Source organism: Microbacterium proteolyticum (assembly GCF_014192415.1).
Classification (GTDB): domain Bacteria; phylum Actinomycetota; class Actinomycetes; order Actinomycetales; family Microbacteriaceae; genus Microbacterium; species Microbacterium proteolyticum.
This window is the reverse complement of sequence record NZ_JACHXY010000003.1, coordinates 114,799-122,131: the sequence shown is the minus strand read 5'-3', so window position 1 is coordinate 122,131 and position 7,333 is coordinate 114,799. Positions and strand designations below refer to the sequence as shown.

The 7,333-nt window shown below is 72.2% G+C and carries 6 protein-coding genes; 3 read left to right on the top strand and 3 right to left on the bottom strand.

From position 1 onward, the window contains the following. Nucleotides 1-142: 142 nt before the first annotated feature. On the bottom strand, nt 143-916 hold the full coding sequence (locus FHS07_RS12705; protein ID WP_183420293.1) for an IclR family transcriptional regulator: 774 nt from the start codon (nt 914-916) through the stop codon (nt 143-145). A gap of 61 nt (nt 917-977) precedes the next feature. On the opposite strand from FHS07_RS12705, the gene hutH reads away from it, so the two are divergent. Genes hutH through hutI form a run of 3 tightly spaced genes read left to right on the top strand, consistent with a single transcriptional unit; the run spans nt 978 to nt 5,599 of the window. Beyond that, nucleotides 978-2,531, top strand: a complete 1,554-nt coding sequence (hutH, locus tag FHS07_RS12700) for a histidine ammonia-lyase (RefSeq protein WP_183420292.1) — start codon at nt 978-980, stop codon at nt 2,529-2,531. Nucleotides 2,532-2,588: 57 nt separating this feature from the next. Continuing rightward, nucleotides 2,589-4,286, top strand: coding sequence for a urocanate hydratase (locus tag FHS07_RS12695; RefSeq protein ID WP_183420777.1), 1,698 nt, complete (start codon nt 2,589-2,591; stop codon nt 4,284-4,286). Nucleotides 4,287-4,315: 29 nt separating this feature from the next. Next, the gene (gene hutI / locus FHS07_RS12690) at nt 4,316-5,599 is read left to right on the top strand and encodes an imidazolonepropionase (protein ID WP_183420776.1); all 1,284 of its coding nucleotides are present in this window, start codon (nt 4,316-4,318) and stop codon (nt 5,597-5,599) included. Here the strand turns inward: hutI and FHS07_RS12685 are convergent. Then, nucleotides 5,551-6,120, bottom strand: coding sequence for a YdcF family protein (locus FHS07_RS12685; protein WP_183420291.1), 570 nt, complete (start codon nt 6,118-6,120; stop codon nt 5,551-5,553). The genes hutI and FHS07_RS12685 overlap by 49 nt on opposite strands. Further along, a complete protein-coding gene (locus tag FHS07_RS12680) occupies nt 6,110-7,117 on the bottom strand; it encodes an acyltransferase family protein (protein ID WP_343054737.1) in 1,008 nt (335 codons plus the stop codon). The genes FHS07_RS12685 and FHS07_RS12680 overlap by 11 nt, the downstream gene beginning before the upstream one ends. Nucleotides 7,118-7,333: the final 216 nt, after the last annotated feature.

The following is a 7,333-nucleotide window of genomic DNA, read 5'->3' as shown; positions in this document are numbered from 1 at the left end:
CGCGCGGGCGCAGCGACCGGAGCGGATGCCATGGCGCGCGGGGCGCGACGCGTGGGGCGGGTTCTGTGCGGTGGGGCGGTCGGCGTCCGACCCGGTGCACATCTCGCACCCCGAATCGGGTGGGGCGGGGCGGGAGAGCGCGTCAGGCGTGGCGACCGATGCGACGTGCGAGCTCGGCGGCGGTGGAGGTCGCCGCGTCGGCGAGGGAGGCGGCATCCCGCTTCGGACCGTCCGCGGGCCACGTGATCGCCACCGCGGCCGCCGGCCAGCCGGCGTGATCGAGCACGGCGGCGGCGACGGAGCGGAAACCGGGTGTGACCTCGCCGTCTTCGCGGGCGAAGCCCGCCGCGCGCACCTCGCGCAGCACCTCGCGCAGCGCGCGCGGGGTGGCGGGACCCGACCCGTGTCGCTGCGTGAGGGCGGTGGCATCCGGGAACGACGCCCGCACCTGCTCGCGGGGGAGGGCGGCCAGCATCGCCCGACCCGTGGCGGTGAGGTGCGCGGGGAGGCGCACGCCGACGTCGGTGACGAGTGCGGGGCGCCGGGGGGCGCGTTCCTCGACGATGTACAGCACGTCGCGTCCCGCGAGAACGGCGAGGTGGGCCGACTCGCCGACCCGGTCGGACAACGCCGCCAGCAGTGGTCGACCGAGACGCGCGAGCGGCTGCTGCCGGGCGTATCCGCCGCCCAGTTCGAACGCGGCGGTGCCCAGACCCCAGCGTCGGTCGCCGGGCAGGTGCACGACGTACCCGTGCTCCTCGAGTGTCGAGAGCAGGTGGTACGTGCTCGACCGCGGGATGCCGAGGCTCGTCGAGATCGATTGCGCGGCCACCGGCCCGGGCTGGCGCGCGAGCAGCGAGAGAATCCGCAGCGTCTGATCGGCGGCGGGAACCTGCGGGCGCGGATTGTCTGACATGACAGACACAGGATGCCAGAACCCTCTCGCCGCAGGCCATCCTTCGCGGTGGAATCGGCGTATGGACGTCAGCATCACCGTCGGAGCAGCCCCCCTCACCCCCCGCGAGGTGGTCGACGTCGCGCGCCACGGCGCACGGGTCATGATCGACGGTGACGCGCTCGATCGGGTGGCGGACACCCGCACCCTCATCGAGGGCCTCGCCGACGACCCGCAACCGCACTACGGCATCTCGACCGGCTTCGGGGCTCTCGCCACGACCTTCATCGCCGAGGATCGCCGCGCGCAGCTGCAGGCGAGCCTGATCCGCTCCCACGCCGCCGGCACGGGCGGCGAGGTCGAGCGCGAGGTGGTTCGCGCGCTCATGCTGTTGCGCCTGCAGACGCTCGCCACCGGTCGCACGGGCGTGCGCCCCGTCGTGGTCGAGACGTACGCGGCGCTGCTCAACGCCGGGATCACCCCGGTCGTCCACGAGTACGGCTCGCTGGGCTGTTCCGGCGATCTCGCGCCGCTGTCGCACGTGGCGCTCGCCGTCATGGGCGAGGGCGACGTGCGCAATGGATCCGGCCAGGTGGTTCCGGCGGCCGACGCCCTCTCCGCCGCGGGGATCACCCCCGTCGCCCTGCGCGAGAAGGAGGGGCTCGCCCTCATCAACGGCACCGACGGCATGCTCGGCATGCTGCTGCTCGCCCTGTACGACCTCGAGACGCTTCTCCTGACCGCCGATGTGTCGGCGGCCCTGTCGATCGAGTCCCAGCTCGGGACGGATGCCGTGTTCGCCGCCGACCTCATGGCGCTCCGCCCGCAGCTGGGCCAGGCCGAGTCCGCCGCGAACCTGCGCGCGTTCCTCGCCGGGTCGCCCATCGTGGCCAGCCACCGCGGACCCGAGTGCACGCGCGTGCAGGACGCGTACTCGCTGCGGTGCGCGCCACAGGTGCACGGTGCGGCGCGCGACACGCTGGAGCACGCCACCGTCGTCGCGGAGCGCGAGCTGGAATCCGCGGTCGACAACCCCGTCGTGACCGTCGACGGCCGCGTCGAATCGAACGGCAACTTCCACGGAGCGCCGGTGGCGTACGTGCTCGATTTCCTCGCTATCGCGGTGGCCGACGTGGCATCCATGTCGGAGCGGCGCACCGACCGTGCGCTCGATGCGGCGCGCAGCAACGGACTGCCGCCGTTCCTCGCACACGAAGTGGGCGTCGACTCCGGCCTGATGATCGCGCAGTACGCCGCGGCGGGGATCGTGTCGGAGCTCAAGCGACTCGCCGCGCCCGCGTCGGTCGACTCGATCCCCTCGAGCGCCATGCAGGAGGACCACGTGTCGATGGGGTGGGCGGGTGCGCGCAAGCTCCGTCGCGCGATCGACGGGCTCGCGCGCGTGCTCGCCATCGAAGTGATGACCGGGTGCCGCGCCCTCGACCTGCGCGCCCCGCTCGTGCCGGCGCCGGCCACGGGGGCCGTGCGCGACCTCGTCCGCACGCGTGTCGCCGGCCCCGGCCCCGACCGCTTCGTCTCGCCCGAGATCGAGGCCGTCACCGACCTCGTCGCCCGCGGAGCCGTCGCACGGGCCGCCCTCGCCCAGACGCCCCTCGCTCAGACCGCCTTGGCCTAGACCACCCGCTCAGAACGCCCCTGCCCGGATCGAAGGAGATCACGCATGACCGACACGATGAACCGTTCGCACGCGGCGGCCGCCGATGGCGGAGACGCGGAGGTCCCGGCATCCCGTGGGCCCGTCCGCGCGACCCGCGGTGATGTCCGCTCCGCCAAGAGCTGGGGCGCCGAGGCGGCCAAGCGCATGCTGATGAACAACCTCGATCCCGACGTCGCCGAGCGCCCCGACGACCTCGTCGTGTACGGCGGCACCGGTAAGGCCGCCCGCTCGTGGGCCGCGTACGACGCGATCGTGCGCACCCTCGACGAACTGGAGCCCGACGAGACGCTGCTCGTGCAGTCGGGCAAGCCCGTGGGGGTGTTCCGCACGCACGAGTGGGCACCGCGCGTGCTCATCGCCAATTCGAACCTCGTGGGCGACTGGGCCACCTGGCCCGAGTTCCGCCGTCTCGAAGAGCTCGGCCTGACGATGTACGGCCAGATGACCGCGGGATCGTGGATCTACATCGGCACGCAGGGCATTCTGCAGGGCACGTACGAGACGTTCGCCGCGGTCGCGGCCTCGCTCGGTCGGCAATCGCTCGCAGGAACGCTGACCCTCACGGCCGGCTGCGGCGGGATGGGCGGCGCGCAACCGCTCGCGGTGACCATGAACGGCGGTGCCGTGCTGATCGTCGACGTCGACCGCACGCGCCTGGACCGACGCGTCGCCCACGGCTATCTCGACGAGGTGGCCGACGACCTGGACGCGGCGATCGAGCGGGTGAGCGCCGCGCGTGACGCGGGTGAGGCGCTGTCGGTCGGGATCGAGGGCAACGCCGCCGAGGTGTTCCCGGAACTGCTCGCCCGCGGCATCCGGATCGACATCGTCACCGACCAGACGAGCGCCCACGACCCGCTGTCGTACCTGCCCGTCGGGGTGTCGGTCGACGAGTGGCGCACCATGGCCGCGCGCGACCCCGAGGATTTCACCCGGCGTTCGCGCGAGAGCATGGCCGCGCACGTGAGGGCGATGGTGGGGTTCCAGGATGCCGGGGCCTCGGTGTTCGACTACGGCAACTCGATCCGCCGGGAGGCCGAGCTCGGCGGGTACGACCGCGCGTTCGAATTCCCGGGGTTCGTACCGGCGTACATCCGTCCACTCTTCGCGGAGGGGAAGGGGCCGTTCCGCTGGGTGGCACTCTCGGGCGACCCGGAGGACATCGCCAAGACCGACCGCGCCGTCGCGGAGCTGTTCCCGGAAGACGCAGCTCTTCACCGCTGGCTCGAGAAGGCCGGATCGACGGTGCAGTTCGAGGGACTGCCGGCGCGCATCTGCTGGCTCGGCTACAAGGAACGCCACCTCGCGGGCCTGAAGTTCAACGAGATGGTCGCCTCGGGCGAGCTGGCAGGGCCGATCGTGATCGGTCGCGACCACCTCGACGCAGGTTCCGTCGCCTCGCCCTACCGTGAGACCGAGGCGATGGCCGACGGTTCGGATGCCATCGCCGACTGGCCCCTGCTGAACGCCCTGCTCAACACCGCCAGCGGGGCGTCGTGGGTGTCGATCCATCACGGCGGGGGCGTAGGCATCGGCCGCAGCATCCACGCCGGTCAGGTCTGCGTCGCGGACGGCACGCAGCTCGCCGCCGAGAAGCTCGCGCGCGTGCTCGTCAACGACCCCGGCACCGGGGTGATGCGGCACGTGGATGCCGGCTACGACCGCGCCCGAGAGGTCGCCGTCGAACGGGGTCTGACGGTGCCGATGTGGTGAGCCCCTCAGGGCCGACCGGTGCCGAGGGGGTGCGTACCTCCGGGGCGGACGGTGCGGATGCCGCGAACACGTTCCTGCTGACCGGCATCGGCGAGCTGACGACGAACGTCGCCGCCGACGGCGACCCGTGCGGCACGATCCGCGACGCCGTGGTGTTCGTGCGAGATGGCCGCATCGCGTGGACGGGCCGCGCGACGGACGCCCCGGATGCCGTGGCATCCGGCGTTGATCCCGGTGTCCGCGTCGTGGACGCGGGCGGCCGCGCCGTGATCCCCGGTTTCGTCGACAGTCACACCCACCTCGTCTTCGGGGGCGATCGTGCGGAGGAGTTCGCCGCGCGGATGGCGGGGGAGCGGTACGCGGCGGGAGGGATCCGCACGACGGTGGCCGCGACGCGGGCGGCGACCGACGACGACCTGCGGACGCGCCTTGCCGCCCTCGTCGCGGAATGCCGGTCGCAGGGCACGACGACACTGGAGGTGAAGACCGGCTACGGTCTCGACGTCGAGACCGAGGCGCGTCTGGCGCGTCTCGCCGCGGAGGTGACCGACGAGGTGACCTTCCTCGGAGCGCACGTGGTCGCCCCCGACCATGTCGGCAGCGCCGAGGAGTACGTCGACCTCGTGGTGGGCGAGATGCTCCGCGCCGTCGTGTCCCACGTGCGGTGGATCGACGCGTTCTGCGAAGAGGGCGCCTTCACCGCCGGTCAGTGCCGGCGGGTGCTCGAGGCGGGCCGCGCGGCGGGTCTCGGCATCCGGGTGCACGGCAATCAACTCGGCTACGGCGAGGGGGTGCGGCTCGCGGTCGACCTCGGGGCCGCCGCGGTCGATCACTGCACCTTCCTCTCCGACGACGATGTGGCCGCGCTCGCCGGATCGGACACGGTGGCCACCCTGCTCCCGGGCGTGGAGTTCTCGACGCGCCAGCCCTACCCCGACGCGCGTCGGTTGCTGGACGCCGGCGTCACCGTCGCGCTCGCCAGCGACTGCAATCCGGGCTCGAGCTTCACCAGCTCCCTGCCGTTGATGATCGCGCTCGCCGTGCGCGAGATGGGGATGACCCCGGCCGAGGCGGTCTGGGCGGCGACGGCGGGCGGCGCGCGGGCGTTGCGCCGCACGGACGTCGGCGTGATCGCGCCCGGGGCGCGGGCCGACCTCGTGCTGCTCGACGCACCGTCGCGCGTGCACCTGGCCTACCGACCCGGGGTGCCGCTCGTGCGCCACGTGTGGAAGGACGGCGAGGAGTTGCGAGCCGCGGGGGCGTCTCAGGAGCAGGGGGCGGCGACCGCTTTGGCGAACCCGCCCGTCTGGTAGGCGAACTGGTAGATCCACTCCCCGAGATCGAGAGAGGTCGGCACGTCGACCACGGTCACCTGCGCGTCGGCGCACTGCGCCGCGATGAAGCGCGTCCGACTCACGTGGGGGGTGAAGGTGATGACGACTGCGCTCGCCTCGGGACCGTACCGCGCGTTGAGGAGCGCCATCTCCCCGGCGGTCGTGAACGGGTCGGGGTGCTCGCAGGTGACGTGCCGCTGCTGGCAGACGCTCAGCTTCGCCGCCGACTGCTCGCCCTCCGACGGGACCGAGATGAGGATGTCGTCGGCCACCCCATCGCTTCGCAGTCGCTCGGCCAGTGCGATCCGCCCCTCGGTGGGAGGACCGATCACGTAGATGACGTCGGCGCGCGCGGGAGGTGCGGCGGCGGCGGGGAAGACGTACGCCGGAACCATGATCGCCGCTCCCGCGACGACCACCGCCAGCACGAGGGCGAGGGCGATCACCCAGCCGCGCCCGCGGCGGCGAGTGCGGGGCGGGATCAGCGACTCAGTGGCCACGTCCGGCTCCGAGGCGGTCGACCTGCAGACGCCGTTTCGCGAAGCGGTCGATCGGGGACGGGAGGGTGAAGACCCCCGAGAACGAGCCCACCGCGCGGCGGATGATCAAGGCCGTCGTGACCACGAGGGCCGTGAGCAGGACGGCGGCGAGAGACCCCGGCACCAGCTCGACGGGCAGGATCGCGACCGCGAGCGCCAGGAGTAGCGAATTGAGCACGTAGATCGGCAGGGTGCGCGACCCGAGTGCGCCGACGGCCCTCCGGGCGATCGGCGAACGCGCCAGCATGACCGCGATCGAGACGCCGAACGACGCGCCGACGACGCACAACGCCACGCGGAACACACCCTGCAGCGGCAGGAGGGGCAGCGCGGCAGTCCCCGCGGCGAGGGCCGCACCCGTTCCCACCAGCCACCACACGTTCACGCGGCGAGCGAACGCCTCGACGATCTGCCGGCAGACCACCCCCGTCATGAACAGGGCGAAATACGTGCCGACCGACCGCCAGGTGTACGACGAACCGACGGTCACGATGCCGGTGGCGAAGAGGCAGGCGACGCCGAAGGCGATGCCGAGCTGGGCGACCCGCGGGACGCGGCGGAGCACCCAGGCGGCGACGGTGTAGAGGATGAGGGCGTAGAGGAACCACAGGCCCGACCAGGGGAGGTACAGCGCCGTCGCCAGATCGCCGACGGGGGAGGTCAGCGGGTCGAACGGGCGGGGGACGAAGAGGAACCACGCCCACCAGATGACGCACCACAGGGCGTAGAGGTACACGAGGAGCGCCAGGCGCTTCCAGAAGAGGGAGGCGAAGCTCAGACGCGCGATCGCGGAGGAAGCGAGCAGGCCCGACACGAGGAAGAACAGCGGCATCCGGAACGTCGACAGCGCGGCGGTCACCTGCATGAGCGCGTCCACCTGCCACCCGGTGGCGTCCAGGAACTGGATGGAGTGATGGAAGACGACGAGGGTGATGGCGATGCCGCGTGCGACATCGATCCATGCGATCCTCTGCGCAGGCGCAAGGGGGGGTTTCGGGGGTCATGACCGTTCCTCAGGTTCCGCCGCATGCACCCGCCGGGTCCCCGCGCGGCACAGACGACCGCGTCGGGTATCAGACAGTTCTACCAGACCGATGTTCGCCGCAATGACGAGACAGATGTCGGCCGGATGACGAAACGCTGATTCTGGGAGCGCATTCGCTGCCACGGGGGT

Excerpts from the sequence above, each read along its gene's own strand:
- FHS07_RS12705 (WP_183420293.1), bottom strand. The coding sequence starts at position 916 with ATGTCAGACAATCCGCGCCCGCAGGTTCCCGCCGCCGATCAGACGCTG.
- hutH (WP_183420292.1), top strand. The coding sequence starts at position 978 with ATGGACGTCAGCATCACCGTCGGAGCAGCCCCCCTCACCCCCCGCGAG.
- FHS07_RS12695 (WP_183420777.1), top strand. The coding sequence starts at position 2,589 with ATGAACCGTTCGCACGCGGCGGCCGCCGATGGCGGAGACGCGGAGGTC.